Source organism: Pedobacter superstes (assembly GCF_037622515.1).
Taxonomy (GTDB): domain Bacteria; phylum Bacteroidota; class Bacteroidia; order Sphingobacteriales; family Sphingobacteriaceae; genus Paradesertivirga; species Paradesertivirga superstes.
Genome location: NZ_JBBJCN010000003.1, coordinates 197,944 through 224,205 on the forward strand (window position 1 = coordinate 197,944; position 26,262 = coordinate 224,205).

Sequence of the window (26,262 nt, forward strand, 5' to 3'; positions counted from 1 at the left end):
CTTAACTAGCTAAGGTAATTATCTTAAAACTGCCATCCTGTTCAGCAACTTTCGATATAGGCTGGCTTTTCGCATGATAATACAAACAGGTCCAATCATTTTCTGCAGCAAGCTTTCCATACTTTTCGCGCAATTCCATAGATCTTGCGCCGTCAAAATCGTATTTAGCTTTAAACTTCCGGAGGAGTTGTTCTGGCTCAGGCAGAATATCAGCTCCGAAAAACACAGTCTCTTCCCCGTCTTCAATTAAAAAAACCTGGTGAAACTCGCAGTGCCCACCCGTTAATTCGTAACTAATTCCTTCGGTTAATTTCCCATCTCCCTCAACAAAGTGAATGCTTCCGCTTCTCTGCACCACATCAAATATGTCAGTATGATAGGATTTAGAATGCGAACTAAAAGCAGCTTCCCACTCTCCTCTTTGAATAACATATTCTGCATTTGGAAAGGTAAGCTCCATCTTGCCATCTTTTTCATAAATCATCCCACCCGAGTGGTCGTAATGAAGATGAGACATCAGCAAATAGTTAACATCACGATAATCGTATCCTGCTTTTCTTATATTCTCATGTATAATTAATTCGCCCTTTTCGTTTTTAAAGCCCAAACCGGTATCAAATACGATTAAACTATCGGATGTTTGAAGTAAAAAAGGCTGAACATAGACAAATAAAGATGCCGGACGATCTTTGGTATGATGAATTGCAGCATCGAAGGGTAGAAATTTCTTTGAACTATCTACCGAATACGAGCCTTCATATAGCGCATGTACTTTCACAGAAAAAAAATGATTATTGACAATGAATTACTTATAAACTGAACGAGGATAAATTTCCATTTATATAGTATATTTACCCGTTAGACCTTAACAAAGATATGCAAAAAAGGTGGGCAGAGCAGGAAGTAACTAACCAAAAAGCTATTCAGGACTTAATGCAATCGCTTCAGATTGACGAAGTATTGGCTAGACTGTTGGTAGGAAGAGGTATAACCACTTTTGAAGATGCACGTTGTTTTTTCAGGCCGGACTTATGTCATCTCCACGATCCATTTCTTATGCAGGATATGGAGAAAGCAATTCTTCGCATCGAAACAGCTATCAATAAGGCAGAAAAGATTTTAATTTACGGAGACTATGACGTTGACGGAACCACATCGGTGGCACTGGTCTACAGCTTCTTCCGAAAATACCACAAACATCTTGATTATTATATTCCCGATCGTTATAAAGAAGGGTACGGAATTTCTTTCCAGGGAATCGATTACGCTGCGGAACACGGATATAGTTTAATTATCGCATTAGATTGCGGAATTAAATCGGTTGATAAAATTGACTATGCCAATATTTTAAATATCGATTTTATCATTTGTGACCATCATATGCCCGGCAGTATTTTGCCGGATGCTGTTGCTGTTCTTGACCCAAAACGATCTGATTGCCAGTATCCCTACCTTGAACTTTCCGGCTGCGGAATTGGCTTTAAACTGGTTCAGGCTTACGCGCAGAAAAACGATATTCCGTTTGAAGAGATCTTCTGTTACCTGGACCTGGTTGCCGTAAGTATTGCATCGGATATTGTTCCTATCACAGGAGAAAATCGCGTACTGGCATGGTACGGCTTAAAAAAGCTTAATGAATCGCCCTGCAACGGACTGGCAGCACTAATAGAGCTTTCGGGCAAAAAACAGTATACAATTTCGGATGTGGTGTTTATGATCGGCCCGCGCATAAACGCTGCCGGACGGATCGATGATGCAAAACATTCCGTCAGCCTGCTTATTGCAGACGATGAAGTTTCGGCGAAAAATCAAAGCCTCGTTATAAATATCAAAAACACTGAACGGAAAGAATTTGACAGCTCCATTACTGAGCAGGCCCTGGCAATGCTTGATTCTGATCCGACACAGCGCCATCGTAAAACCACTGTAGTTTATGATGAAAGCTGGCATAAAGGGGTAATTGGAATTGTTGCCTCCCGGCTTACGGAAAAATATTACAGGCCAACAATTGTATTAACAAAATCTAACGGACATGCAGCCGGTTCGGCACGTTCTGTTTTAGGGTTCGACTTATACGAAGCATTATGCTCTTGCAGCGATTTGCTCGAACAATTTGGCGGACATAAATATGCCGCCGGGTTAACTATAAAACCAGAAAACATTCCGGCACTTCAAAAACGTTTTGAAGACGTGGTTTCACAAACTATTCCCGATGAATTATTGGTTCAGGAAATAAGCATCGATGCGGCCATACAATTAAAAGACATTAACGGGAAATTATTCAGAATTCTAAACCAATTTGCCCCGTTCGGCCCCCTGAACCTGGCCCCGATTTTTTTAACTAAAAGCGTTAACTTAAAAGGACCTGTTGCTGTGGTTGGAAATAATCATTTAAAAATGAATATCTGTCAGCAAGATTCTGCCGTTTTTGAATGCATAGGGTTTAATATGGGCGAATGCCTTCCATTAATTGAAAAAGGAATTCCATTTGATATTTGTTATACGATTGAGGAGAATGTTTGGAAAGAAAAACGTTCTGTTCAATTAAACATTAAAGGAATTCGCAGCATCTTAGATTAAGATAAATGATACTCAAAGCAGAGAACCTGGTAAAAAAATACAAGCAACGAACTGTTGTAAATAACGTTTCTTTCCATGTTGAACAGGGTGAAATAGTCGGACTCTTAGGTCCCAACGGTGCAGGAAAAACCACTTCATTTTATATGATAGTAGGCTTGATCCGCCCTAACGAAGGCCATGTGTACTTAAATGATGAAGAAATAACAGAAGACCCGATGTACCGCAGGGCGCAGAAAGGTATCGGTTATCTGGCACAGGAAGCTTCGGTTTTCAGAAAACTCAGCGTGGAGGATAATATTCGCGCCGTGCTGGAAATGGGCAGGTATACCAAAGAAGAGCAAAAGCATCAATTAGACGAACTGCTTACAGAGTTTGGCCTTCACAGAGTGGCCAAAAACAGAGGAGATCTTCTCTCGGGCGGGGAGCGCCGACGGACAGAAATAGCGAGAGCACTTGCCGCAAATCCCAAATTTATTTTGCTTGATGAACCATTCGCCGGCGTTGATCCGATTGCTGTGGAAGAAATTCAAACAATAGTGGCTAAACTGAAGCATCGCAATATCGGAATTCTGATTACGGACCATAATGTACAGGAAACCCTTTCTATAACCGATAGAGCTTACATACTTACCGAAGGAAAAATTATGTTAACCGGCACGCCAGAGGAAATTGCAGATAACCAAATGGCCAGAAAATTTTATCTTGGACAACATTTCGAACTTAGAAGAAAGAACCTAATTAAACCATCATCTCCTAATGACAATAGTTAATTCCATTGCTACCTGGTTCATTAAAAAAAGAATGCACCAGATAGATCTGTTCATAAAATATCCACACGATGTGCAGGACGAACTTTTTGGCAACCTTATTAACCAGGCCAGGGATACAGAGTGGGGTAAACAATATGGATATGAATCGATCCGGAGTCAGGAACAGTTTAAAAATCGGGTTCCGATCCAGAATTATGATTCATTAAAACCCTATATCGAACGGATGCTTCAAGGTGAGCAAAACATCCTTTGGAATACAGAAATTAAATGGTTCGCCAAATCATCCGGCACCACAAACGATAGAAGTAAGTTCATTCCAATTAGCCAGGAATCTTTAGAAGAATGCCATTTTAAGGGCGGGAAAGACATGCTTGCAATTTATTGCAATAACCGTCCGGATGCCCAGATATTTACAGGAAAATCGCTTACTCTGGGAGGCAGCCATCAGGTTACTCAAAGCGGAGAAATATCCTTCGGCGATCTGTCTGCTGTCTTGCTTAAAAACCTGCCAATGTGGGCAGAGTATATCAGAACTCCGGAACTTTCGATCACTCTGATAGAAAATTACGAAGAGAAGATTGAAAAGATCGCTCAGGCCACGATCGGGGTTAATGTGACCAATATGGCGGGTGTTCCCACATGGACCGTTGTACTGGCTAAACGACTGATGGAAATCACCGGAAAGCAAAATCTTTTGGAGATCTGGCCCAATCTGGAGCTCTACGTACACGGTGCAGTTAACTTCACACCATACCGGGACCAATTCAAGAAATTAATCCCTTCCGATTCCATGTATTACCTTGAAACCTACAACGCGTCTGAAGGTTTTTTCGGAATACAGGATCAATCTAATTCTGAAGAAATGCTGTTGATGCTTGATTATGGCATTTATTATGAGTTTTTACCTATGGAGCACTTCGGGGAGGAAAATCCTAAAACTTTAGGATTGGATGAGGTGGAAACAGGAAAAAACTATGCTCTGATTATCTCTACCAATGGCGGTTTGTGGCGTTATACTATAGGCGATACAATAAAATTCACTTCTCTTTCTCCATACAGGATACAAATAACAGGCAGGACTAAACATTTCATAAATGCCTTTGGTGAAGAAGTTATTATAGATAACGCTGAAAAAGCTTTAGCTAAAGCCTGTGAAGAAACTCAGGCTTCTATTCGCGATTATACCGCCTGTCCGATTTACTTCCGGGGAAATGATGCAGGGGGGCATGAATGGATCATCGAATTTGACCAGAAGCCTTCGAACATTGAACTCTTTACAGATATCCTGGACAATACCCTCAGAGAAATAAATTCAGACTATGATGCGAAGCGATTTAATGATATGGCTCTGCAACGGCCTACCGTACATGTCGCTCCGGAAGGTACATTTTACAAATGGTTAAAACATAAAGGTAAACTAGGTGGTCAGCATAAAGTGCCAAGACTAGCAAATGAAAGAAAGTATGTTGAAGAGATTTTGGAAATGATAAAATCTGCTTAAGCTTCAACTTACTTAGCCTAACAATCGGTTAAGTAAGATTTCAGGCATTAGGCCATAAGAAATAATCATTTCCTTAAATCAGTGGTGCTTTTAATTCTAATGAGGATGCATTCTTTTCTTTGGAAAAAGTAAAGAAGCTACAATACTTGTAGTCAGAATTAACATAATTATGATTAAAGAATGCGAAGTGGTAAATCCCCATTCTTTGAGCCAGTGGTGTCCAAGCATTTTTATTCCTATAAAAACCAATAAAAAGGCCAGGCCGACCTTTAGATAATGGAACTTATGGATGATGTTAACCAAAAGGAAGAACATTGATCTTAGACCTAAAATCGCAAATATATTAGAAAAAAATACGATATACGGGTCTTTGGTAACGGCAAAAATAGCCGGAATAGAGTCTACAGCAAAGATCAGGTCCGTGAATTCTACGATTAATAAAACAAGGAATAAAGGAGTAACCATTCTTTTCCCATTTACGCGAAGAAAAAACTTATTGCCCACAAACTCGGGATGAATGGCAAAAAACCGGGATGCAAACCTTACCACCTTGTGATTTTCAGGATCAATTTGTTCATCATCATTCCGCTTTATGAACATCATTGTGCCCGTATATATCAGGAAGGCACCAAATATGTACAAGATCCATTCAAACCTGTTAATAAGAGTTGCCCCAAGGAAAATAAACACAAAGCGCATAATAACGGCTCCAATAATCCCCCAGAACAGAACTCGGTGATAATATTTTTCATTTACCCCAAAGGCGCTAAAAATAAGCACCATTATGAAAATATTATCTACAGATAATGCGTATTCAATAACATATCCGGTTAGAAATTCAATAGCGAGGTTTTGATTGTAAAGATGCAGGCTGCCGGTGAAGTCATTCGGATTAAGCTCTATATCGTGCTTATGTTTTGCAGTAAATGCAAAAAGTTGCTCAAAATCTTTTATTCCATGTAACTGATTCCCTTCTGTAAGTAACAGGAAATAAAATCCTATTGCAAAAGAAACCCAGATAAAACTCATAATTGCAGCTTCTTTTAAACTTACAACATGGTCTTTTTTATTGAAGAGACCTAAGTCAATCGACAACATCAGGATTATGAAGATTAGAAATCCTCCAAAAAACAAAATTTCGTTTGGCATAGATTATTTCTTTCGCTCTGTGGTAAACCGAACAAGTTGTTCCAAAGCAGTTCTTGCTTCGTGCTCCGGAAATGTGTTTAACACATTAAAGGCTTCTTCCTGGTATCTGTGCATCTGCATCTCAGCATAAGCAAGTCCCCCGCTGTTTCTAACAAAATGTATCACTTCCTGGACTTTCTGAGCATCCTCGTTATGGTTTTTAACAAGATTAATAATCCTATGTTTTTCGGTCCGGGTGGATTTACTCAGTGCATATATAAGCGGCAGCGTGATCTTTTTTTCCTTAATGTCTATACCAAGAGGTTTCCCGACATCGTCAGTCCCAAAATCAAACAAATCATCTTTAATCTGAAATGCTATTCCGGTCTTCTCTCCAAACAGACGCATCTTCTCAATGGTTCCAGGGTTAGCTCCGGCAGAAGCAGCACCGCATGCGCAACATGAGGCAATCAGAGAAGCAGTTTTTTGGCGGATAACTTCGTAGTAGACGGCTTCATCAATATCCAGCTTGCGTGCTTTTTCTATCTGCAACAACTCCCCTTCACTCATTTGTTTAACAGCTTCAGATACTATTTTAAGCAAATGAAAATCATCGTTATTTATAGAGAGCAACAATCCTTTTGATAAAAGGAAATCGCCAACCAGTACCGCGATCTTATTTTTCCATAAAGCATTTACTGAAAAGAACCCACGGCGCTCGTAGGAATTATCAACCACATCATCATGAACAAGGGTGGCCGTATGTAATAATTCTACGAGGGCAGCCCCCCGATGAGTAGCTTCTGATATACCACCTGCCAGGCTCGCCGAAAAGAAGACAAACATTGGTCGTATTTGCTTCCCCTTTCTCTTAATAATGTAATGAGTGATTCTGTCGAGCAAGGGTACAGAACTTTTCATTGAAGATTTAAACTTATCTTCAAATAAATCCAGTTCCTTTTCTATGGGTCGCTTTATCTCGTCGAGTTTTGACATGAAATTCTTACAATCATGCTATAAAACATGTGCGTATTTGCTGCAAACATAGGCTAAAAATTGCAGATCTTAAACACTCCAGGGAATTAGACACACCAGATCTGAAAATTTTATCGCATTTTGACTGCTTCGGTTTATATTAGATTTACAAAATATTTCACATCGGCAAATATGAAAGAAGGCGATAAATTAGTAGATTCAGAAGGCACCCATAAATTATCAGAAAAAATATCAGAGAAAATAAATGAAATACACGAGTTAGCTACTGATTTTCCCTGCGTAATCATCATTCATCATGTAAAGGATTTTTCTATTGAATACATGTCGCCCAAAGGTTTATCTCAATTAGGAATCAGTCTGGAGGAATTACGATCGATTAAATCAGAAGAATATCATGCCCGATATTTCAACGAAGAGGACTCAAAAGATTATGTACCCAAACTTCGCAAGTTAATGGAGCAAAATACAGATGAAAGCATCTCCTTTTTTCAACAGGTTAGAATTAATCAGGCAGAAGAATGGATATGGCACTGTAGCAGCATGAAAATTTTAATGAGGGATGAGAACAACAATCCGTTGTTAACAATAACAACCTCATCGCCAATAGATCCAAAACATCATAATACTACAAAAATACAACGCCTTCTTGATGAAAATACATTTCTAAAAAAGCATTACCTGGAGTTTTCCTCCATGACAATGCGAGAACGGGACATTTTAAGGGTCATAGCTGTAGGAATGAGTTCGGCTGAGATAGCCAAACAAATGAATATTTCAGTGGCGACCGTAGACACGCACAGAAGAAATATAAGACGTAAACTGAATGCCGGCAGCTCCTATGATTTGGCGCAGTATGCCCGGGCTTTCGACTTAATTTAAATTTTAAAAAAAAATAAATTCTTCATCTTCTCTTCATCTTACTGGAATAGTTTCGTATTCATAATACTATAGATTTAATTATAAACACTTAAATTTTAACAACATGAAAACGAATACATTCTTAAAAGGACTATCTTTTGTTGCGGTGGCCGGACTTCTTGCCTTAACCTCCTGCGACAAACAAACTGAAGGGCCTGAAACTAATGAGGTAGAAGAAAGTCGTGCGATTCTAGTAGCTGAAGCAACAAGCTCATCAGATGCTGTTTTTATCGTAAATACTGTCCCTGCCGGTTGCGATAAAGATTCGATAGCGACAACAGAATTACATACCTCAATTGGAACTTATCTGGCAACCAATTATAGCGGGTACACTCTCGTAAAGGCTTTTAAGATCAAAAAGAACAGCGCTGTTCAGGGATATATCGTAGTTATTAAATTTAATGATAAACCAGTTGGTTTGTTATTCAATGAAAACGGAAACTTTATAAGAATATTCGAGCAACGGGAACGCGGTCAGTTAATTGGAAGAGGATGGAAAAGAGGCGGTCGTTTTGACGGGCGCGATGGTCAGCACCGGGACACTATCGCATTAAGTGCTTTACCCTTAGCAATCAAAACTTATTTCCTTGTTAATTATACTCAAGATACATTACTTGCTGCACATGCAGGAAGAAATGGGGATGTTGTTGTAATATCGGCAAACAATGGCTTATACGCGACCTTATTTACTGCCAACAGTTTATTTGTTAAACGCGCCCAATTAATATTAAATGCCGGAAGAAAAATTGCGATCAGGCAGGCAGACTTATCAGCTAACATAGCTACCTATTTAAGTACTACTTACCCTGGATATGTCTTCCACAGAGCATATGCTGTTAAAGTAAATTCGGTAACTCAAGCCTATGTAGTATTTATTGATTCTAACGATACTAAATACGCTTTACAATTTGACTCGAGCGGGAATTTTGTAAAATCTGCCGTAATCCGATAGTATCCCACACACACATATATATATCTAAACAGCATCCTTTTTCAATATGGATGCTGTTTTCTTTTTTTACTCCTTTGAATTCAAATTATACCGACTTATTTCTTACTTTTGCAACCTTCAAAGGAGAGATGTCAGAGTGGTCGAATGAGCCAGCTTGGAAAGCTGGTGTACTCGCAAGGGTACCGAGGGTTCGAATCCCTCTTTCTCCGCAATGTTTTAAAGAATTGGCCGTTTACGATATGTAGAGGGCTTTTTTTATGAAATGAAATTTAGGTGGTGCAATTAGTGGTGTAATTCGAAGGCTTTTATCTGCGATTATTTAAGTCTATTTACAACCATACTAATTCAGGGTTAAAGTCAATAGTTATTGCGCTCGTTTAGAAATGAGCAACTCAGCTGAATAAATCCATTAACAAATAGCTTAAAATTAATGTTGAAATAGGTCATCGTCCAAAATTACATAGGCTGGTAGTAGTATGGATGCTAACTGGGAGAAAGTAGCCCGACTTGCAGCTCCAATCTTCTGAGATAATTTAGACTTGTTTGTCAACAAATCGGCTGTTTCAAAAATTTTTTCACCCTCCACTTCCCATCTAATTGAAAAATGCCAAAAGTTGCATTTAGTAGGGGTATGTTGGACATAACTCTTTATTTTCTTTTTAGTCTTACCAGTCATAAACTCAAATTCTAGCCCCACAATATCCTCGATCTTTACTGTCCAATAAACCCTTTGGTCGTTAAAATCAAACTGCTCAGGATATAAAGGAGCGATACCGGGAAAGCTTGGGTCACAGTAGGTGTTGAAGTCGTCAGAAAACACCTTCTGTATCATGATCTTGATATGCTCTTCTGTATAATGACCTAGCAAATTCGTTGACAGGTCTATTAAATGCTCTTTCGGAGAGCAAATATAGTTCACATTAACAGACTGCCCATCGTGAAGTGGGACCCCTTCTTTCAAATCAGCATACCTAATTAGAAAGTGGTCAGTCAAATTTTCAGTAATATACTTGTAATTCTCTTTCGGAAGTAGAATTGAAGGATAATCTGTGGACATTCGGAAGGTAAGTTTGATGATCTTGCTTTGGGAAAAGTTGTTGTACGTTACCTATCCCGGAAGCTAAGGAACCAGAAAAATCCATTTTTAGGATTTTTCCCTCAAAGCATGTAATTATACATTCCTCAAGTTCATCCTCTTTCCATTTAGGGAAGTATTCAAAGTAAACATTAAGTCCCTTTTTCCTGAACTTTATCAGCACACTCATGTCGTAAGTTGCTTCAAGAGACAAATGTTCTGGCGTTATCAAGCTCAGTTGATTGATAATATACTTCAGTGACGTGAACAATACGTCCTTAATTTCAAATAACGCTTCGAAATCTTTATCTTTTGAATACTGACGTTCAAACTTTTCTAACGGAGATTCTTCGTCATTGGACGCCTTCTCGAATGTCATGTCGTATTTTTCAGGCAAAGAAAAATCAGCTAATGGAGTTGAATCAAACCAATTAGATATCCTTACGAAGTCGGGGGTACTTACTTTCTTTTCTCTTGTACGGATCATTGATTTTGTTCAGACTCAACTGCTTTTGAGGATTTTTTAAGTTCGTGTTCGGCAATATGCTTTTGCATCCATTCTACTATCGATTTAGCTGTATTCAAGTCCACCAAAATACCGAATGGAAGTTCTCGAATAACAGTCACATCTTTTTCAGGAACAATTGGCAACGGGGAAAGTTTGCCATCTTGGAGCATAATGTGTTCTGTAGATTTCGGAATTTCATGGGTCTCTACATAAAAATTCATCGCTAAATTTCCACGAGTATTTACCCCACCGAAAATTCCATTCACTATTACAGAGCGGAAGTCATGGGACTTCATGTATTTAAAAGTAATTTTTCGTTGTTGTTTTGCCATTTAAGCGGAACAAAATTATGATGGAGACATAAATGCTTCTTACGATTATACAATAATAAAATAAAACATTGTATTATTCTTCAGATTAATGTTAAAATAAGTTAATATTTCCCACTGGTTAGACTTTTCTAACGCAAATTAGGCCTATCCTAAAAGACTACTTTTTGTAGTTATCCCCCCATTCTTTTGAGTGCATAATCTTGAAAACATTGAGACGGCCACCGAAAAACAGGCTTTTACCTACAAATATTAAAGCTTATCTTTGCATCGTTCCTTTGTCGTTATTGGAATAATCTAGAAAGGGCGCGGTCTTAATTTATGAGCCCTTTTTTACTGATCCATACCTAAATTTTCAATCACTTCCTCTAATGCTTCATAATTTACCAGGGAGTTCCTTCTTCATCCACCCACTTAACAGCTATTAAACTACCTTTCAATTGGATAAATCTGTCGTCATCAAATTGCAAGACCCGTTCTAGTTTACTGAAGTCATATTTAAGTATGATCATTAATCGAGCTGCCGTTACAAAAAACGGATCGAACGCCGACATGTCAATTGATTCGATCGCATCCTCAGGCTCTTCTTCATCGTCCTCCACTTCCATCATTCCATCACCACCATTTTCGTAACTTGCGATAACCCTTCTACCATATTCCTCTGTCTCGATGGTCCCGAAACCTATCCTTTGCAAAAAATCAAAGAATTGAATGCCTTGTTTTGTAGAAGCGATTGCGTCTATTCCACCGTCACATTCAGATACAAATAAATGGCCTAAGCCTTTCATTACGTCAATGACAGAATAATCTCGTGTACCTCGTTCAATATCAACCTCCACCCTTTCTTCGACGATAGGTAGAGATTTTAGTATAAAATACATGTCCCAATAATGCACACCGTGAATTTCACTCATTTTAGAAGGATTAGAAACGTAAGGTAATTGATGTTTTATAGGTAAACATCTTGGCTTTAAAGCGTTTGCCAAATCTAAAAAACTTATCCTAATAAAAAAGCCGGGCAATACGCCAGCAATCGAGCACTGTAAATATTTTCGTCCTGTTTTTTTTTCAATTCTGCACATTAACTGTATACACAGGACTCACCTCTAATCGGATTTATTCTTGTTTTAATGAGCGGAAATAGAGAAACTCGAAATGGTTTATAAAAAAAGCCCAGCCACTATTACAGCGACCGGGGCAGATAAATATCATTAAAATTTATCCAATTATTTCCCACCCTACACCGTCATCATATTCGCTCCCTGGGGGCATAGGAGATACGGTAAATTGTTTACTTTTATCGAATGACTATTCAAGAACTTGAAGACTATTTTAAAGTTAAAGATCTACCACAAGAGTTTTACCTTCATCCATCTGTTAAAATAGTAGATGTTCCCAAGTTTGTTAAAACCCAAATGCTACAGATCAGGGCTCAGGGTGTTAAGACTCCTTCTTATGATAGGCTAATGGAATTTATAATAAAGTTCAAGGAGAAAGCGGAATAACACACTGAGGATAATACGGCATTATTTTAGGTGCTTCACTGTGGGATTACCGAACTAGAGCCTATACACGTGTATAGACTGTTAGAAAACCTTCTATACACGTGTAATGACCGTGTTAAAACCTTACGTATACGTGTAGTGACTTCGAAAAAGTCTTGCTAAATACGTATGACTGTAGAAAAACCTTTAATAACAGGTGTATGATACTTTATTCTAACTTAGTATAACAAAACTTACACTAATGAAAAAAATCCTACCTCTCCTATTTCTCTCAATACTTTTTACCGGCTGCAAAAAAGAGACTACTTACTGCTGGCAATGCAAAACCTATGCAGTAGCAACCGAAGTTACAAGCACCTCAAGAAAAACAATAAGTAGTGGCAATACAGAAAGTGAGGTTTGCGATAAAACACCTGAAGAAATTGAAGATCTTATTAAAGCTACCAAGACACTATCAACTGGCATCTCCGGCAATGTTACTTTAGAGCAAAAAACTTTCATGACATGCATTAAGCAATAATTACAGCTACTATGAGCATTACATTAGAAAGATATGAATTGCTAAATCTTATTGAAGATTGCATGGAAGTAGCAATTAAAAGATACAGGGTTGAAATTGGAGAGATCCCAGCAATGATAACACTCGCTGAAGCTTACAGACGGTACACTCAAAGGAAAGTTGATATGTGGATTAAGCTTGAGTTGATAATCCCAATTAAAAGAGGCTCAAGTAGGAACTCAAAAGTTGAGGTTGATTACATGAAATGTGAGATCTTGAATAAAGAAACCCAACACAGTTATTTAACGATTCTCAATAAATCAAAAGGATAACTCCTAATAGATCTATGACTGTGATAAAATCTTCCTTATCTAGTACAAAACAGGTTTATTTGAACCAATCCTGTACAGGCGCCACCTATACCTAAAGGTGACACCATTACATTCAAAAACTCGCTTTACAATGCTTTAAACTAACATTTTGAAAACTTAGGTAAAACAATGGTAAAACACTTAGTTTTTCTTCCCTATACTGACTCGGAAAACTCAGGAATTCATCTTTTCGGGACCATCTCACCCTCTTCATTTGGTTAAGCGTGGTTAAGCAATATAGATCTTGAATTCTCCCCTTTGTTATGGACTCTAAAAACTCAGGAAATTGAGTGAATACGAAACTTTGAATGGGTGTTTTCAGAGCGATAAAAAAAGCCCTGCAATGCAAGGCTTTTTAAGGTTGTCAAAAAGTTAAGAATACTTTAACACTTTCATTTCCTTTTCAGTCAACCATTTGCCACGCTCACCTCCCTTGAATACTTTTTCCAATGGTATATCTTTTTCTCTGTATGAAAATAATGGGTTGAAAGTGTTACCTGGCAGGATAGTGCCAACATCTACTTTAAATTTTGCTATTTGAACCCAAAAGCGGGTTAAGCGATTTACATATTCCTCAAGGAGTATAGCAGCCTCTTCATAGGGCTCAGACCACGAAGTATAAAATGGTACAAACATTACAATTTGAGATGTCTCCCCGTTTAAATGGAAAAGTGTAGCCCTAATAACTGTTTGATTCGGGCTATTTACGCTTGTCACTTCTGCAGTTGGAGAAACAAAGGTCTCTGAATCTTTACTTTGATTTTTTGCTTGATAGTTTCGCATAATATTTTGAAATTATACTCGGAGGCTGCGAAACTATCTATACCAGTTAAGGCACTGAGAAAATTGCCGGTCTTAACGGCTCCTCCGAGTTGTGTAAAAATAAATAAGTTTATGGAATTGTCCATTAACATTGTTGTATAAAATAGTTTCGCACTACTAAGTAACAAATAAAAATTATCAAATCAAAAGTTAATCTTTTACATTTAATGTAAATATGAAAGATCCTGAAATCTTAAAAATTGATTCAATTGCTGTATTCCACTCTTCTCAAGTCAGTTATTCACTGATCACTAAACTAAATGAGGGGTGGGTACATTTTCTCGAAGGGGTGGCGATGGGGACTAATGAAGGAAAATTCAATACTTCCATACCGCCTGAACATCTGTTTGATACTGATACCCTGAGTGATTCTATACTTTCTATTGATGAAACTATAAGAGAAGAACTGCAAGAGTTAATACAAGTATGTGCAGAGGCAGATTGCCGATATTTTCAGGTAGTTTTTGATGACTATGAAATCATATCTGAGGAAGAACCACAGTCGTAGATCAAAGGTTTAGCACACTTAACACCGTTATGGAGAATCACATAACGACCCAAAGTGATTATATTCACCTTCACTATTATTTAGGTTAAGAGGGGAAATCTCCTTTTGAAAATATACCCAAACTGAGAAATAGCAGTTTGTATTGAAATTAGGTCAAAGCGGGAATTCCCACTTTGGGAATAATCCAAACCGTTAATTTGCGGACTGCTCTAGAATGCTATTTAACTTCTTTTCTTTCTATAGATGTTAGATAAGTATGTCTTGTAGATGCCTTGGAAAGGATTTCTAATGTTATTCGATCTAATCGGATACTTGAGGAGGTGGTTCCGTCTTTAATAGCCTTTAAATTGCCTTCTTTTATCCACCGATCTACAGTTCCCCGTCCATACTTTTTATAAGCTTCATTTTTGGAAAGAAAAGGTTTTAAAATATTTAATTCAATTAGCGTACTCTTCGTTCCTAGCTCCACACAATCTGTCATAAGTTGTTTAAGCTGATTGAATTCCATTGTGATTAACATAAGCTTTTAAATAAAATCAGGTAGTAAGTTCTACCTGATTGATTATAGTGGTTATTTCTTTCGTATCAATTTAAATAAATCATTATTAGGCGTTAGAAGCCCCCTGAACTCTTGTTCTTTGTTTTTTGCTACATCAACAGAAGCTTCCAAAATAAAAAGCTGAAACTCATTCCCGTTGAAAGTAAATTTAACAAAGCCTGTTGGAAATTTATTTAGTAAACTCAGGATATTTCTTGGATATGCAACAGTAAATGAAATTATGTAGGGTAAAAACATTTTACCTGGCAAAGTCGACACATCTAAGTCCCCCCTCTCGCCTGTTCTTATCCCGTTCAGATCAACTGTAACAAGCTCCACATTCTTATCTGCTGACTGGAATATTATCTGCTTAGAATCCATCCTGTCAAGGATACTATGTAAATAATCCCCGTGACGTCTTAAGCACTGCTTAGGGCTTAGTTTCATATTAAACACATAAGTAGTCGATATCACCCCGGCAACGCTTGTATAAGCCTCTGAGCGTTCAGGATGGTAGTACGTTTGTCCTGCTTCAACACCCGGCTTTAAGTAGATAAAAAACGTTGCGTTATCTGAATTTGAATCAGTGCTGTCTTTCCCTGATAAATTAATCCTGGTAAACTCTATTCCAAAACAATCGGCCCGATAAGGAGAAACTAAATTAAGCTCTTTTTGAATACGTGTAACCGGCAAAGAATAAACCTGAGATGCGTTAAACTCATCTCTCCCGTTTAGCTCGTCATAATTCTGGTTCTGATAGCCAATTTTAACTGAATTATAAACGAATTCGTTAGCAACTATTAGTGAGAAATCTTTAATGCTCCCAAGATTTGCAGCCAGTAAATTTGATTTATAATAATAGGATTTACTTTCCAGTGTTGGTTTCCCGTTCTCAATACCAAATCCAACGTTTAATACGCTGTTCATTGCCGTAAAGAAATCCCTGAACGATGTTTTAAGCTTTGCCCCTGATATTTGCCTAATCGCATCCCCTGAAGTAATGGTTAATTGCTTCCATTCCTCCAGTAAAAAGCTTTGGGTTTCAATAGCAGACCCGTTCATTTTTTCAATTAGCTTATTAAAAACATATTTAGGACGTAAAGCTTTGCATTTAGAAGCTGGAGCCGGGGCGCCGAAAGAGCATCTTATAAGACCCTCATCAACTTTGAATATACCAGAAGTGCCACCAGGAGATGACGTAGTCACATAACCTACAGATAAAAACACCTTTTCACCAGGCACAATAGTAAAAGAATCTTGTTTTGTTATTTGGCTTCTAACGGTAGTGAACTCTTGTATAATCTGGGATTTAACCACCCCAGAGTTATTGACAATATTTATTCCCAGCCCTATCCTATTAAACGCACCCTTCAATTCAAATTGATAATTGATATTTATCGCCTCCGATGATGTATTTTCTACAAACCATTTATCAGAAGTGGAATAATTAGGGGTCGCTCCTTCTCCAGGGAAGTTTTCCGCCTCTACTGCTTGCACTCCTACGGGATTAGTTAATAAATCCTCGAGTATGATCTCTAATCCTAAAAGGTAGGCTTGAAACCCTATGCCTCCAGTTATCGGCACTACAATATCCGTAAATGTCTGTTGTAATGGGATGCCTGGTAATTCAATTTCTATTGCTTCCGGAACATCTATATCAATTTCATAAACAATGTTCTCATAGGCTTTAACTTTACTGCTAAGCCCTGTATCTATGACGTTTACCTCTACAATATTATCCCTATCTATAAAATTTGAAAAGTCTAGCCCACCTACAAAAATCACTTCGTAATTCCAGGTAAAAGTATTTAGTTGTTCAATCTTAAAATTAACCTCCGCTTCAAAAGAATCCTTATAAAATACCATTCTTAATAGTTCTGCGCTCTCTGGCGGAAACTGTAATGGCACTGACAAGCTTCTTAATAGGCCGAAATATGTTTCGTTTCTTAGCCATTTAATTTCTGTTGAATTTTCCCATCCAACAGGGGCAAATTTTAATACGTGATCAGCTCCCTTGTATGTAAGAGTGTATCTGAATTTATCTGGTTGAACTCCCATTATCTTTTTACACCCCTTTCATAGTCTTTCCAGTTGCCCGGCCTACTTGATTTATAACTTATACCTAACATTCTTGCTTCCTTTTGGGAAAGTATCGCTTTTTTAAGCTCATTAGTGCTATTCCTTTGAGCCTCTATAAGTTTACCTATGTCCACTTGCTGACCTCCCACATATTGAACATGGTCCGGCTTGGCTATCATGCGCTTTAAATTAGCATTGCTAATAAATTGAGTTCCTTTTTCAACTATTCCGACCTCTGGAGTAGACTTTGTTAATGAGTATTTTCCATCAGGATCGATTCTTAACTCCGTACCGTGTCCATATTCAGCAAGTCCGGTAAACCCCATTTTACCCCCTTTTTCAAACTTAGGTATTGGAGTAGCAAGAACCTTTGCAACCTGGGCAGCGCCAATAGCGGCGACCAAAATAGATAGTGGAGTTATGGCGCCATATTTCATCACATTCTCCGCCGTGAGCGCAATAATCCTTGCAATACTGGCAGCCTTCTCAAATCTGGCCCTTGAAATCTCCAGGGATCTTTGGCGTTTCTCTATGGCTTCCCGGTCAACTTGCGCCTTAGCTTCGATCTGAGCTATTTTAATGGCTTTTTCATCCTGAGTAAGAATCTGAGTTTCTAAAGCTTTCTTTTGCCTTTCTTCCTGCTTATCAATATCCTCCAGGGCTTTAGTATTCCGGGCTTCTTCTCTTTCAAACTGTGCCGCAACTAACTCTTCGCCTATCTCAAATAAGGCGTACGCAAGTTCTTTCTCTTTCTCTTTAAGTTCTTTTTTAGCCTGGTATTCCTTTTCGGCATTCTCGATAGCAATCCTGGTAGTCAGATTAGAGGCTTCTATTTCCAGATCAGCTAACTTTTTAACATCAATCCCTAAAGCTCTATTCGTTCCTATTCCAAATTTTAGATTTTCCTCTTCAAGCTTAATCTCTTCTTTTAAAGCATCAATCTGAACTTGCAACCTATCTGAGGCGGCGGCTGATTCAATATCATACGACTGCTCTCTATACTGTTTTTCTTTAATTAAGCCTTGTGCGTATTGCTCGCCTAAAGCGTTTAGCGCTTCCGAGCGATGCTGTTCAATCAGCCTTAATCTGTCTTGCCCGGCCTCCTGAATGAGAAGAATCTTAGCTTGTTCTGCATCTTCAAGATCTTTAGCTCCTTTTTTTAATCTTAACTCCAGCTCATTTTCGGCAACTTCGGCGATATCTTTCTCTGTCCTATTTTTATCCCGCTGTATCTGGCTAATCTGGTTCGCCGATTCTTGGGCTATAGTCCTCTTTTTAGTTTCAGACAACCCAGCCTCAGTGAGCTGAATAGCTTGGCTGTTCCTGATTAAAGCGATTGAGGTTTTTTCGTAAATTTCAAGGGAATTCAATCTTTTTTCAAGGCTATTCTTTTCATCCTCATAGATGTTCTGAGCTGCTGTTTTTTGCGCTTCGAGATTTGCCTTTATAAGTTCTAATTGCTCTTTACGACTATTGTCAGTTTCATCCCCGTCGGCATTATCAAAAAAGTTAAATTTAAACTCCTTTGATATAGTTGCAGCCTCAGCCAGTAGCTTCGATGAAACAGATTGAATCGAGTTTACAATCTTATCAAATGCCGTTTTATTCTCTTTTACTTCACTATCTGCGGCTTCTTTTGATGCTTTAGATCTTGCTTTTGCCGCTGCCTGAGCTGCAGCACCATAAAGCCTTACGTTTTTAGCGCTATCCTGAGCTACCTTCTGTGTTTTTTTAATTTCTTTCTGCTGTTCTTCTTCAGCTTCAATAACATCCTTTGCCGCATCAGCTAAATCCTCGGCACTACTACTAATCACCGCCTGGGCCGCAGCTTTTAACAGCATCATTTTTATGTAAGAGGGAGCGTTTTTCTGCAAAGCCTTTTCTGCTTCGTCCAAAGACCCTACTTGTCCGGTAGTTTTTCCGATAGTTTCATTATATTGTTTTAAAGCGCCTTCTTTAGAGATAAATCCCTTTTTAGCAAGGTCAATAACATTCGTTAACTCAATGACATTAGAAACGGCTGTTTTGTATTCGCCGGACTTTAATCCCTCATTAAGGGCTTTTTGCTTCATGGAAAATTCATCCATTGCACCTTTGCCTTTAAATAAGGTAGAAACAAAGCCGCCTATTTCTTTCCCATAAACAGTGAAAAGGGTAATCCCAATACTCAGGGCAGTTCCCCATGAAAGTACAGAACTTGTTAATTGGCTGAACAGTCCAGGCACCTTTTCGCCTTGTGCCCGTAATGCTTTAATCTCAACTTGCGTTTGTCTTATCTGGTCAAAGAATATTGGTAAGTTATTCGACAAGGCCATAAAGCCGGTTTGAACCGAATATGTAAATGCCGGGAATTCTCTGGTTAATTGATTGATCGAGTTACCTAACCCGCTGAAGCCTCCTGCGTAATTCCCTACGTTTCGCTGGAATTTACCAAGTGGCTGCTCTATAGCATCTACTTGCTTTCTTAATGCCTGGACATTTTTAGTTGCATCAATAAACTCCTTTGAGGTAACACCGAAAGTAACGCCTAAATCCATCGCCTCTTTTTCGGCTACGGATAAAGATTTGGCGAGCACATTAAATGCCCGTGATTGCTCGGCTGTTCTTGCGGCCTGCTTTAAAGCGATCTGTTCGTCTTTAGCGATACGAGCTAAACTCCTTTGGTGGGCCTTTTCTGCCTGAGCCTCACGTTTGCTAATAGCATCAGATTCTTTTTTAAGAGATTGTTCACGTACTTGTTGCAGGTGTGTTTCTTGCAGCCTTATTTTTTGTTGTTTAGATTCTATTACCTGTAAAGCTTTTGTCACATTCTGCGTATTTATGATAAGCTCTTTATGCGTTTTAGAAGAACCAACAGAATTACTAGCCTTTATTCCTAAAAGTATAAATTCCGACAATTCACTTTTGGCTGCTTTTAAATCTGTAGTTAGTCTTTCAATCTGCTTAAACGCCTTTTCAGATACTAATTCATCAATAGTTTCATTCTTAGCCATGTTAGTTATATTTTGAAAGGTTATACTTGTTCATTAATTCTACAAACCTGAAAAGGCTTATAGTTTTATCATCAATTGAATCCCCAATGAAATTTGATAAATCACTCAAGAGACTATAATAGCTGCTCGGATTTGGATCTGAATGTTGAGTACTTGGCTTATCTAAGTCTACAACGGCTGCTTTAATAGCGTCAATTATCAGATTTAAATCCTGTTCTTTAGTTTGCTCGTTGTACTTGTAGTCATACCCCATTTGATTTATTGAATCGCATAATGCTGGATCATAGCTTCTTTTAAGTGGCTCCGCTATTAATTCAATTATCTTGAGGTTATTATTTGACATAGAGATATTTTTTACTATTGCCAGTACACTTCCTTGCGTTGCTTCGCTTGCGATTGCAGAGAACTCATTTAAAATTGTTTGCCAGGCTTCTTCTAGTTGCACTGGAGACCCTTTCCCCATCAAAGATTTATCACCGGAGGTAAGTACTTTAATGAAGCTGTAAAGAGGCATTTCAGAACATGATTTATAATACTTGCCTTTGCCTGATTTGAAATTCCTTTTCGTCATAATATTTAAGTTTAAAGATGTTTTACTGTTAACCTTTTCCACGTATAGTTAAATGTGGAAAAGGTGCATACTTTGTGTTTTTGTAGTCGTGGAAATAGTGCATACTTTTACACTGCGCATTAATTGCAAATATTTAGTTTTCATTAGCGTCAAAACCAGTTCCTTGTCATTGGATATAGAGTACTTTGCGAGTACCTTATAAAACTGTATCCTTCGCTTATTTTTTTTTGCTTTGGTCCATAGTTTCCAATTTTGAGAGTTGATACACTCCAAATAAACCCTTTCCTCATTCCGGGTCAATTCGCTTTGTCTGATATCTTCGTTATAAATGACCCCCTCTACTCTTTTAAATAAAATCTTGCGCGAGCAGTTCAATTGAAGAAGCATTTACAATATCAGCCAAGATTCTAATGTCTGCACTTTCAAATACTCTGCTTCGGAGGTATTTAACTTCTAGCCTAAGAATGTTTATCGGCTGTCGATATTGCTTAGACTTGTTATAAATCTTTATCCAATAATCTGTACTATTAAAAGAAATGCCCTTATCATACCCTTTAAGATCATCTCTAACTATTGGCATACGTTCTTTACTAGAATGACTTATACACCTATCAGTAAACCTTTGAGGAGTAAATGGAGTATTTACATTTAGGCCAAATTCAAGCCCTGTGACAGCCATTTTTAATATACCCGTACCAAACTTGCTTCTTAAATCTTCAATGACCTGCAGTAGCTGCATGAAGTCGAAATCATTATAATTATGCATCCCTTCATTGAAGTACTTGTGAAGGCTTCCAAATATGACCACCCGGCCTGTAGTGAAGAGTTCAAAGGTTAATCCCTGGTATTTTACCTTAATAGTGCCTAATACTTCCGCAGTATCATGATTATAGCCGGAAACTTTATTTTTCAATATAGGGGCCTTAAGAAGATCATGTAAAAAACTTAGCGATTTGGTTTCAAGCCTAATGAAGTCATACATAAATTATCCCTTCTGAATAGGATCCAGTTCACAGGCAAGCCTTAACACTTCCTTACAAAACCGCCTATTGATCTTGGCTTTGATTCTAATCACCTTCGCTTTTAACCTTGGAAGTTGATTTGTTGATCCTTCCATTAGTTCTGTTCAAAAAGAGTTAATTGCTTTGGCCTAGAAAATAAATCAGGGTTTGTAGTATAAAAGCCGGCTAGGTGATTTGTGAACGGGCATCTACCGACCTTATAAAGCTGTATTAGCCCAAGTTCTCTCATTTTGGCTACATATCTACAGATCGATGGCCTAAGCACCCCTGTGTAAACTTCTACCATTCTCATAGTGGAAGGCTTTTCAAAGAAGGCGTCTCTAGTTTGTAGTAATTGCTTATGGAAATAATTACCTTTGGATTCTGAGTTCAAGGTATTTAAAGGAGTTGCGGCATTCATGCTTTAACTCCTTTCTTTTTACTTACCTCAATAGCTTCCAACACTTTATTAAAATCATACCGGATGGAGCTTCCTACTTGAAGGAATGGGATTTTACCTTTTTGCCTCCATCGGATTAAAGTTTGGATAGTTAAATCAAGTCTTTTGCAAAGCTCTTCACCTGTTATTACTTCAGCTTTAGGCGCCGTAGTGTGTGCTTGAAAGTCAGGAAAGAAACTCAACAATTCTTCCCTAAACATTTGCCTTACTTCAGGAGTTGTAAGGCTTGTTAAAAATACATTTTCCATTATGTTCGATCATTTGTGAACACAAAAGAATATAGAAAAAAAGGGCATAAACAGTCAGGGTAACCCTAGGGTAACTACCCTAAATATTGCAAGATTATTTTTAGTTAATCATAGCTATCAAGTTATCAATTGACTTTTTAATATCAGGGTGTCCGTTTAATGCTAGTTGTACGTTTTGAAACTGCTTTTTATTTGCCAAAGGCTCCCCATTCCGATGACGGGCCTCTATAGTGGGAACAGCCTTCCTAATATTATCGTGACTGTTGTTAAACATTATAGAGTATTTATCCGCAACTTGTATAGGAGTTAAATTAGCCTCTTTCCCGGCTCTAAATAATATGAAATACATCAAAGCACTTTCAAAAGCAGAAAGTGAACTCCCATTATTTGGTGTATTAGAAATTATTTCAAATTTATCTATAAATTCAATAAGAGTTTGGCAAATAGAGGCAAGAGTATAATTATCGAAGAGATAACGAAACTCAAGTTCTTTTCCTCTAATAATCCTATCCAACCCAAAGTAAATGACACCTAAGAAATTATTGTAAACTGTGACTGCAGCTGAATAATATTCGATCCAACTAAACTTCTTACTTGGATGCAGTTCCAATTCCGCTTTTTTTCTGCTGTCAATATCAAACTTAAATCGTTTAAAAACATCGCTGTTACCAGTTAGATTTTCGTTGAATAAATCTCTTACATACACAGCTTTGTTATAAACTTCAATCAATTGGTTTTTAAGTAATACAGGATTTTGTACAGTTTCAAAACGTTCTGTTATCACGCCTTTAAACTCTTGGATATTAAATAACTCTTGATCAGAAAACAAATGAATTTGATTAATAAATCGCCCAGTCATCAACATATCACCTTTTTCATTCACTAGGGTAATATTTGGGTCTATTCCATTAGATGAGAATTGGCTCTTAAAAATAGTCTCAATGATCTGTAATTCCCGTAAAACTTTATCTATTGCTGTTGTTTTCATCATTTAAATTACCTTAAGTTTTTGAACTGGCTCTCCCCATGCCTTAAGCATCACAACCTTTTTACGCTTCTCTGTTACTTTTACGTACCTGGCAAAAGACTTGTAATCTTCATGGCCGCTTATAGTCATAACCTCTTCAGCACTCATACCCTTTTCTAAAGATAGAGTTACAAACGTTTTACGAGCCGTATGGAAGTGTATTAATTCGTACTTAGGGTAGGTATTCACAACTCGCTTTTTGCCATGAAAACGAACAATTTCAATAGGTTGATTAACTCCAGCTTCCTTACATAGGTCCTTTATGGAAATATTTAAATTCTGGTTGCTAATCATTGGTAAAGGCTTATGCAAATCCTGGTATTTCTCAAGTATAGCCGAGGATACTGAATTTAGAGGCACGGTTAATTCTGTTTTAGTCTTTTTTACCGTTAAAGTGATAACGTTATCTTTTATGTGCTCCCGTTTCAGTTGTGCCATATCGGAATACCTAAGTCCAGTAGCGCAAGCAAAAACAAAGATATTTCGCGCTTTATCGAGCCTTTTATTTTTTGACAGATCAAGGCTAACAATACTATCGAACTCTTTTTGATCTAATGCAATCACCTCCAGCTTCTCTTTTTTGATCGTAAAGTCTCGATAGCTCTCATTTACTTTAATGCCGTGCTTTCGTGCGTAACCTAAAAAGGTCTTAATCGTACTCAAGGCTTTTGCAATAGTCGTATTATTCAGCATCGGGCTAACATTCCCCTCCTTATCTGTTTTGGTTCTATTAATAAGAAAAGATTGCAACTTATGAAAAAATGAATAATCGATTGTTTCGAAGGTCACCTTATTCCCCGTTGCATCCTGGTAAGCTTTTAAATGATTTTTTACTGAATTATAAACCGTTAAACTCCCTTTCTCGCGCGTTGCTTCATGGTCTTTGATATATCGATCCATAAAATCATAAACCAATCCAGTAACCTCTTCTTTTTTCGTTAACTGGTTTTGATTAGCCAATAATGAATCAATAATCAGTTTAGAAGAGAATGGGGTTTTCAAAGCAATAAACTTATCTTCAATATCTTCGATACTCGCTTTAGCTTTATCAACGGCTTTATTGATATCTTTTATTTCAGTCTCTGTTAACAGGGAATTAACTGACAATGACGGAAATAATCTCCGTGCCTCTTTTTGAGGGATGTAAACGGCTCTTTGGTCTTTAGTATCCCAATACTCAGGATAGATAGATAGATTCAGACTATAACGTTTGCGAACGCCTGCTAGAGAATAGATGAGACTTAACGGAGTCATACCGTTTTTGGCAGATACCCCTTTTCGAAGCTCTATCCTAATTGTACCTATCATGTCGTTATTTGATAACCTAATTCAAAAGTAACGATTATGTTTTAGTGGTGCAATTAGTGGTGCAGTTAATTTGTTAACGAGGTTTAATTGGTTATAAGCCAAAATAAGCTCCATACCTAACTTTTATACACAACAATCGGTTTAATTATCAAATACAACCTATGAAAATCATACGATCAAGTCCCTCTTTCTCCGCAATGTTTCCATATCCAAACACACAAAAAGCCTGCAAATCAAATGATTGCAGGCTTTTTATTTTTGATTAAAACACCGATTTATACACCATTTATCATAAAAATGGGAGTGATTCGGCAAGTAAATAGCCGACTTTTCCCAACTCACGAGGGGATACCGTCATTATCTGTATCCTTTTAGGGAGTACCCTTATATTTTCGGGTAACCGCCTACCTGACTGATACCAGTAATGATACCATTCTTTTAGAGAAAATATGAACAATAAATTCCTCTTCTCGGCTTAGATTTAAAAGCGAATTACATTTTAAAAAACACCTTTTGTCCAGTTCATCGGGCTAACCTTGCTCAGCTCTCCACGCAAATCGGTTTCAAGGAGGGAAGAAATACGATCATAAGTAAAGCCACGCCCTAAGAGGAACATTAATTTGGTTACAGCCGCTTCGTAGGTCATATCAAAACCGCTGACAACACCCATATTTTTTAGCTCCCGGCTGGTTTCGTAGCGCCCTAATTCCACACTTCCTACCTTACATTGAGAAATATCAAGAATTACTTTCCCTCTTTTGATTGCGGATTCAAGGCAATCCAGAAACCATTTCTCGGTATTAGAATTTCCGGCGCCAAAGGATTCTAAAATTATAGCATCTGTGGCAGAACTTACTATTGCGCCAACAGTTTCTTTACTGATTCCGGGGTAAAGCTTTAAAACAGCAATGGCATTATTTAATTTTTTGTGCACCCTGAAAACGCAATCGTCGCATTTACGTATACTGCTATCATTAAAGCGTAAATGAACTCCTGCTTCAGCCAGAACCGGATAGTTCGGTGATCGAAATGCTTCGAATTTAGCAGAGTTATATTTGAATGAGCGGTTTCCGCGAAATAACTGAAAATCGAAGTAAATACAAACCTCAGGAACCCTTGCCTTACCATTAGCCATCTTAGCAGACGCAATTTCAAGAGCGGTGATCAGATTTTCTTTAGCATCGGTCCTGATTTCGCCGATCGGTAATTGTGAGCCGGTAAAAATAACAGGCTTATTCAAACCTTCCAGCATAAAACTTAATGCAGAGGCTGTAAAAGCCATAGTGTCAGACCCATGAAGGATTACAAAGCCATCATAGCCCTCATAATTTCTCTCAATCAACTCAGCCAACTCTATCCAGATAAGCGGCGACATATTTGATGAATCAATAATTTCATCAAAAGAATGTACCGTGATCTGATATGGAAGACGCTGTAATTCGGGAACATTTTCTGTAATATGTTCAAAATCCAGAGGCTTTAATACACCCGTAACTTTATCGTGAACCATTCCAATAGTTCCTCCGGTGTAAATAATCAAAACCTTTGTCATTCCTAAACTAAATTATTGTCTAA

General features: G+C 37.8%; 26 protein-coding genes and 1 tRNA gene. 10 read left to right on the top strand and 17 right to left on the bottom strand.

Features of this window, described 5'->3' with window-relative positions:
• Window position 1 precedes the first annotated feature (1 nt).
• Window positions 2–778 (bottom strand): MBL fold metallo-hydrolase, encoded by a 777-nt coding sequence (locus tag WG906_RS09675; RefSeq protein ID WP_339992386.1) that lies wholly within the window; start codon window positions 776–778, stop codon window positions 2–4.
• Window positions 779–876: 98 nt separating this feature from the next.
• Here WG906_RS09675 and recJ point away from each other — a divergent pair, with 98 nt between their 5' ends.
• From recJ to WG906_RS09690, 3 genes are read left to right on the top strand one after another with little or no spacing between them, the layout of a single operon-like run.
• Window positions 877–2,580 carry a single-stranded-DNA-specific exonuclease RecJ gene (gene recJ, locus WG906_RS09680; protein ID WP_339992387.1) on the top strand — a complete coding sequence of 568 codons (1,704 nt, stop codon included), beginning with the start codon at window positions 877–879 and terminating at the stop codon, window positions 2,578–2,580.
• 5 nt (window positions 2,581–2,585) lie between these two features.
• Window positions 2,586–3,350, top strand: a complete 765-nt coding sequence (gene lptB / locus WG906_RS09685) for an LPS export ABC transporter ATP-binding protein (RefSeq protein WP_339992388.1) — start codon at window positions 2,586–2,588, stop codon at window positions 3,348–3,350.
• Window positions 3,337–4,851 carry a GH3 auxin-responsive promoter family protein gene (locus WG906_RS09690; RefSeq protein WP_339992389.1) on the top strand — a complete coding sequence of 505 codons (1,515 nt, stop codon included), beginning with the start codon at window positions 3,337–3,339 and terminating at the stop codon, window positions 4,849–4,851. The genes lptB and WG906_RS09690 overlap by 14 nt, the downstream gene beginning before the upstream one ends.
• Before the next feature lie 96 nt (window positions 4,852–4,947).
• Here the strand turns inward: WG906_RS09690 and WG906_RS09695 are convergent, their stop codons facing one another.
• Together WG906_RS09695 and WG906_RS09700 are read right to left on the bottom strand one after the other, a co-directional pair.
• Complete coding sequence (locus WG906_RS09695; protein ID WP_339992390.1) at window positions 4,948–6,000, bottom strand: TerC family protein; 1,053 nt, start codon at window positions 5,998–6,000, stop codon at window positions 4,948–4,950.
• Window positions 6,001–6,003: 3 nt separating this feature from the next.
• Window positions 6,004–6,975, bottom strand: a complete 972-nt coding sequence (locus tag WG906_RS09700) for a polyprenyl synthetase family protein (protein WP_339992391.1) — start codon at window positions 6,973–6,975, stop codon at window positions 6,004–6,006.
• 171 nt (window positions 6,976–7,146) lie between these two features.
• Between WG906_RS09700 and WG906_RS09705 the strand changes: the two genes are divergently transcribed.
• The 3 genes from WG906_RS09705 (at window position 7,147) to WG906_RS09715 (ending at window position 9,054) form a co-directional block, all read left to right on the top strand.
• Complete coding sequence (locus WG906_RS09705; RefSeq protein ID WP_339992392.1) at window positions 7,147–7,854, top strand: helix-turn-helix transcriptional regulator; 708 nt, start codon at window positions 7,147–7,149, stop codon at window positions 7,852–7,854.
• A gap of 103 nt (window positions 7,855–7,957) precedes the next feature.
• Window positions 7,958–8,845, top strand: coding sequence for a PepSY-like domain-containing protein (locus tag WG906_RS09710; protein ID WP_339992393.1), 888 nt, complete (start codon window positions 7,958–7,960; stop codon window positions 8,843–8,845).
• 122 nt (window positions 8,846–8,967) lie between these two features.
• A tRNA-Ser gene (locus WG906_RS09715) sits at window positions 8,968–9,054 on the top strand.
• Window positions 9,055–9,272: 218 nt separating this feature from the next.
• Here WG906_RS09715 and WG906_RS09720 read toward each other — a convergent pair.
• The 4 genes from WG906_RS09720 to WG906_RS09735 all read right to left on the bottom strand — a co-directional run bounded on the left by WG906_RS09720 (window position 9,273) and on the right by WG906_RS09735 (window position 11,671).
• Window positions 9,273–9,839 carry a hypothetical protein gene (locus WG906_RS09720; protein WP_339992394.1) on the bottom strand — a complete coding sequence of 189 codons (567 nt, stop codon included), beginning with the start codon at window positions 9,837–9,839 and terminating at the stop codon, window positions 9,273–9,275.
• A gap of 4 nt (window positions 9,840–9,843) precedes the next feature.
• On the bottom strand, window positions 9,844–10,407 hold the full coding sequence (locus WG906_RS09725; protein WP_339992395.1) for a hypothetical protein: 564 nt from the start codon (window positions 10,405–10,407) through the stop codon (window positions 9,844–9,846).
• On the bottom strand, window positions 10,404–10,760 hold the full coding sequence (locus WG906_RS09730; RefSeq protein WP_339992396.1) for a hypothetical protein: 357 nt from the start codon (window positions 10,758–10,760) through the stop codon (window positions 10,404–10,406). The genes WG906_RS09725 and WG906_RS09730 overlap by 4 nt, the downstream gene beginning before the upstream one ends.
• Before the next feature lie 380 nt (window positions 10,761–11,140).
• A complete protein-coding gene (locus tag WG906_RS09735) occupies window positions 11,141–11,671 on the bottom strand; it encodes a hypothetical protein (RefSeq protein ID WP_339992397.1) in 531 nt (176 codons plus the stop codon).
• 390 nt (window positions 11,672–12,061) lie between these two features.
• Here WG906_RS09735 and WG906_RS09740 point away from each other — a divergent pair, with 390 nt between their 5' ends.
• The 3 genes from WG906_RS09740 to WG906_RS09750 all read left to right on the top strand — a co-directional run bounded on the left by WG906_RS09740 (window position 12,062) and on the right by WG906_RS09750 (window position 13,093).
• A complete protein-coding gene (locus WG906_RS09740; RefSeq protein ID WP_339992398.1) occupies window positions 12,062–12,262 on the top strand; it encodes a DUF6965 family protein in 201 nt (66 codons plus the stop codon).
• A 241-nt stretch (window positions 12,263–12,503) separates the two neighbouring features.
• The gene (locus WG906_RS09745) at window positions 12,504–12,782 is read left to right on the top strand and encodes a hypothetical protein (protein ID WP_339992399.1); all 279 of its coding nucleotides are present in this window, start codon (window positions 12,504–12,506) and stop codon (window positions 12,780–12,782) included.
• An 11-nt stretch (window positions 12,783–12,793) separates the two neighbouring features.
• A complete protein-coding gene (locus tag WG906_RS09750; RefSeq protein ID WP_339992400.1) occupies window positions 12,794–13,093 on the top strand; it encodes a hypothetical protein in 300 nt (99 codons plus the stop codon).
• Between the two features lie 411 nt (window positions 13,094–13,504).
• On the opposite strand, the gene WG906_RS09755 is transcribed toward WG906_RS09750, so the two are convergent.
• Entirely contained in the window at window positions 13,505–13,915 is a 411-nt protein-coding gene (locus WG906_RS09755; protein ID WP_339992401.1) for a hypothetical protein, read from the bottom strand.
• A 214-nt stretch (window positions 13,916–14,129) separates the two neighbouring features.
• Here WG906_RS09755 and WG906_RS09760 point away from each other — a divergent pair, with 214 nt between their 5' ends.
• On the top strand, window positions 14,130–14,462 hold the full coding sequence (locus WG906_RS09760) for a hypothetical protein (protein WP_339992402.1): 333 nt from the start codon (window positions 14,130–14,132) through the stop codon (window positions 14,460–14,462).
• 217 nt (window positions 14,463–14,679) lie between these two features.
• On the opposite strand, the gene WG906_RS09765 is transcribed toward WG906_RS09760, so the two are convergent.
• From WG906_RS09765 to WG906_RS09805, 9 genes are all read right to left on the bottom strand, one after another.
• Window positions 14,680–14,982, bottom strand: a complete 303-nt coding sequence (locus WG906_RS09765) for a hypothetical protein (protein ID WP_339992403.1) — start codon at window positions 14,980–14,982, stop codon at window positions 14,680–14,682.
• A 51-nt stretch (window positions 14,983–15,033) separates the two neighbouring features.
• On the bottom strand, window positions 15,034–17,058 hold the full coding sequence (locus WG906_RS09770; RefSeq protein WP_339992404.1) for a hypothetical protein: 2,025 nt from the start codon (window positions 17,056–17,058) through the stop codon (window positions 15,034–15,036).
• Complete coding sequence (locus tag WG906_RS09775) at window positions 17,058–20,072, bottom strand: coiled-coil domain-containing protein (protein ID WP_339992405.1); 3,015 nt, start codon at window positions 20,070–20,072, stop codon at window positions 17,058–17,060. The genes WG906_RS09770 and WG906_RS09775 overlap by 1 nt, the downstream gene beginning before the upstream one ends.
• Window position 20,073: 1 nt before the next feature.
• Complete coding sequence (locus WG906_RS09780; RefSeq protein ID WP_339992406.1) at window positions 20,074–20,643, bottom strand: hypothetical protein; 570 nt, start codon at window positions 20,641–20,643, stop codon at window positions 20,074–20,076.
• A 346-nt stretch (window positions 20,644–20,989) separates the two neighbouring features.
• Window positions 20,990–21,556, bottom strand: coding sequence for a hypothetical protein (locus WG906_RS09785; RefSeq protein ID WP_339992407.1), 567 nt, complete (start codon window positions 21,554–21,556; stop codon window positions 20,990–20,992).
• A 505-nt stretch (window positions 21,557–22,061) separates the two neighbouring features.
• Window positions 22,062–22,352 carry a helix-turn-helix domain-containing protein gene (locus WG906_RS09790; protein WP_339992408.1) on the bottom strand — a complete coding sequence of 97 codons (291 nt, stop codon included), beginning with the start codon at window positions 22,350–22,352 and terminating at the stop codon, window positions 22,062–22,064.
• 100 nt (window positions 22,353–22,452) lie between these two features.
• Window positions 22,453–23,343, bottom strand: coding sequence for a hypothetical protein (locus WG906_RS09795; protein WP_339992409.1), 891 nt, complete (start codon window positions 23,341–23,343; stop codon window positions 22,453–22,455).
• Window positions 23,344–24,687, bottom strand: coding sequence for a phage integrase SAM-like domain-containing protein (locus WG906_RS09800; protein ID WP_339992410.1), 1,344 nt, complete (start codon window positions 24,685–24,687; stop codon window positions 23,344–23,346).
• 499 nt (window positions 24,688–25,186) lie between these two features.
• Window positions 25,187–26,239 (bottom strand): asparaginase, encoded by a 1,053-nt coding sequence (locus WG906_RS09805; protein ID WP_339992411.1) that lies wholly within the window; start codon window positions 26,237–26,239, stop codon window positions 25,187–25,189.
• Window positions 26,240–26,262: the final 23 nt, after the last annotated feature.

What these genes read in the sequence shown, in the direction of transcription:
- recJ (WP_339992387.1), top strand. Translation starts at nt 877, where the DNA reads ATGCAAAAAAGGTGGGCAGAGCAGGAAGTAACTAACCAAAAAGCTATT.
- lptB (WP_339992388.1), top strand. Translation starts at nt 2,586, where the DNA reads ATGATACTCAAAGCAGAGAACCTGGTAAAAAAATACAAGCAACGAACT.
- WG906_RS09690 (WP_339992389.1), top strand. Translation starts at nt 3,337, where the DNA reads ATGACAATAGTTAATTCCATTGCTACCTGGTTCATTAAAAAAAGAATG.
- WG906_RS09695 (WP_339992390.1), bottom strand. Translation starts at nt 6,000, where the DNA reads ATGCCAAACGAAATTTTGTTTTTTGGAGGATTTCTAATCTTCATAATC.
- WG906_RS09700 (WP_339992391.1), bottom strand. Translation starts at nt 6,975, where the DNA reads ATGTCAAAACTCGACGAGATAAAGCGACCCATAGAAAAGGAACTGGAT.
- WG906_RS09705 (WP_339992392.1), top strand. Translation starts at nt 7,147, where the DNA reads ATGAAAGAAGGCGATAAATTAGTAGATTCAGAAGGCACCCATAAATTA.
- WG906_RS09710 (WP_339992393.1), top strand. Translation starts at nt 7,958, where the DNA reads ATGAAAACGAATACATTCTTAAAAGGACTATCTTTTGTTGCGGTGGCC.
- WG906_RS09725 (WP_339992395.1), bottom strand. Translation starts at nt 10,407, where the DNA reads ATGATCCGTACAAGAGAAAAGAAAGTAAGTACCCCCGACTTCGTAAGG.
- WG906_RS09730 (WP_339992396.1), bottom strand. Translation starts at nt 10,760, where the DNA reads ATGGCAAAACAACAACGAAAAATTACTTTTAAATACATGAAGTCCCAT.
- WG906_RS09735 (WP_339992397.1), bottom strand. Translation starts at nt 11,671, where the DNA reads ATGAGTGAAATTCACGGTGTGCATTATTGGGACATGTATTTTATACTA.
- WG906_RS09740 (WP_339992398.1), top strand. Translation starts at nt 12,062, where the DNA reads ATGACTATTCAAGAACTTGAAGACTATTTTAAAGTTAAAGATCTACCA.
- WG906_RS09745 (WP_339992399.1), top strand. Translation starts at nt 12,504, where the DNA reads ATGAAAAAAATCCTACCTCTCCTATTTCTCTCAATACTTTTTACCGGC.
- WG906_RS09750 (WP_339992400.1), top strand. Translation starts at nt 12,794, where the DNA reads ATGAGCATTACATTAGAAAGATATGAATTGCTAAATCTTATTGAAGAT.
- WG906_RS09755 (WP_339992401.1), bottom strand. Translation starts at nt 13,915, where the DNA reads ATGCGAAACTATCAAGCAAAAAATCAAAGTAAAGATTCAGAGACCTTT.
- WG906_RS09760 (WP_339992402.1), top strand. Translation starts at nt 14,130, where the DNA reads ATGAAAGATCCTGAAATCTTAAAAATTGATTCAATTGCTGTATTCCAC.
- WG906_RS09765 (WP_339992403.1), bottom strand. Translation starts at nt 14,982, where the DNA reads ATGTTAATCACAATGGAATTCAATCAGCTTAAACAACTTATGACAGAT.
- WG906_RS09770 (WP_339992404.1), bottom strand. Translation starts at nt 17,058, where the DNA reads ATGGGAGTTCAACCAGATAAATTCAGATACACTCTTACATACAAGGGA.
- WG906_RS09775 (WP_339992405.1), bottom strand. Translation starts at nt 20,072, where the DNA reads ATGGCTAAGAATGAAACTATTGATGAATTAGTATCTGAAAAGGCGTTT.
- WG906_RS09780 (WP_339992406.1), bottom strand. Translation starts at nt 20,643, where the DNA reads ATGACGAAAAGGAATTTCAAATCAGGCAAAGGCAAGTATTATAAATCA.
- WG906_RS09790 (WP_339992408.1), bottom strand. Translation starts at nt 22,352, where the DNA reads ATGGAAAATGTATTTTTAACAAGCCTTACAACTCCTGAAGTAAGGCAA.
- WG906_RS09795 (WP_339992409.1), bottom strand. Translation starts at nt 23,343, where the DNA reads ATGATGAAAACAACAGCAATAGATAAAGTTTTACGGGAATTACAGATC.
- WG906_RS09800 (WP_339992410.1), bottom strand. Translation starts at nt 24,687, where the DNA reads ATGATAGGTACAATTAGGATAGAGCTTCGAAAAGGGGTATCTGCCAAA.
- WG906_RS09805 (WP_339992411.1), bottom strand. Translation starts at nt 26,239, where the DNA reads ATGACAAAGGTTTTGATTATTTACACCGGAGGAACTATTGGAATGGTT.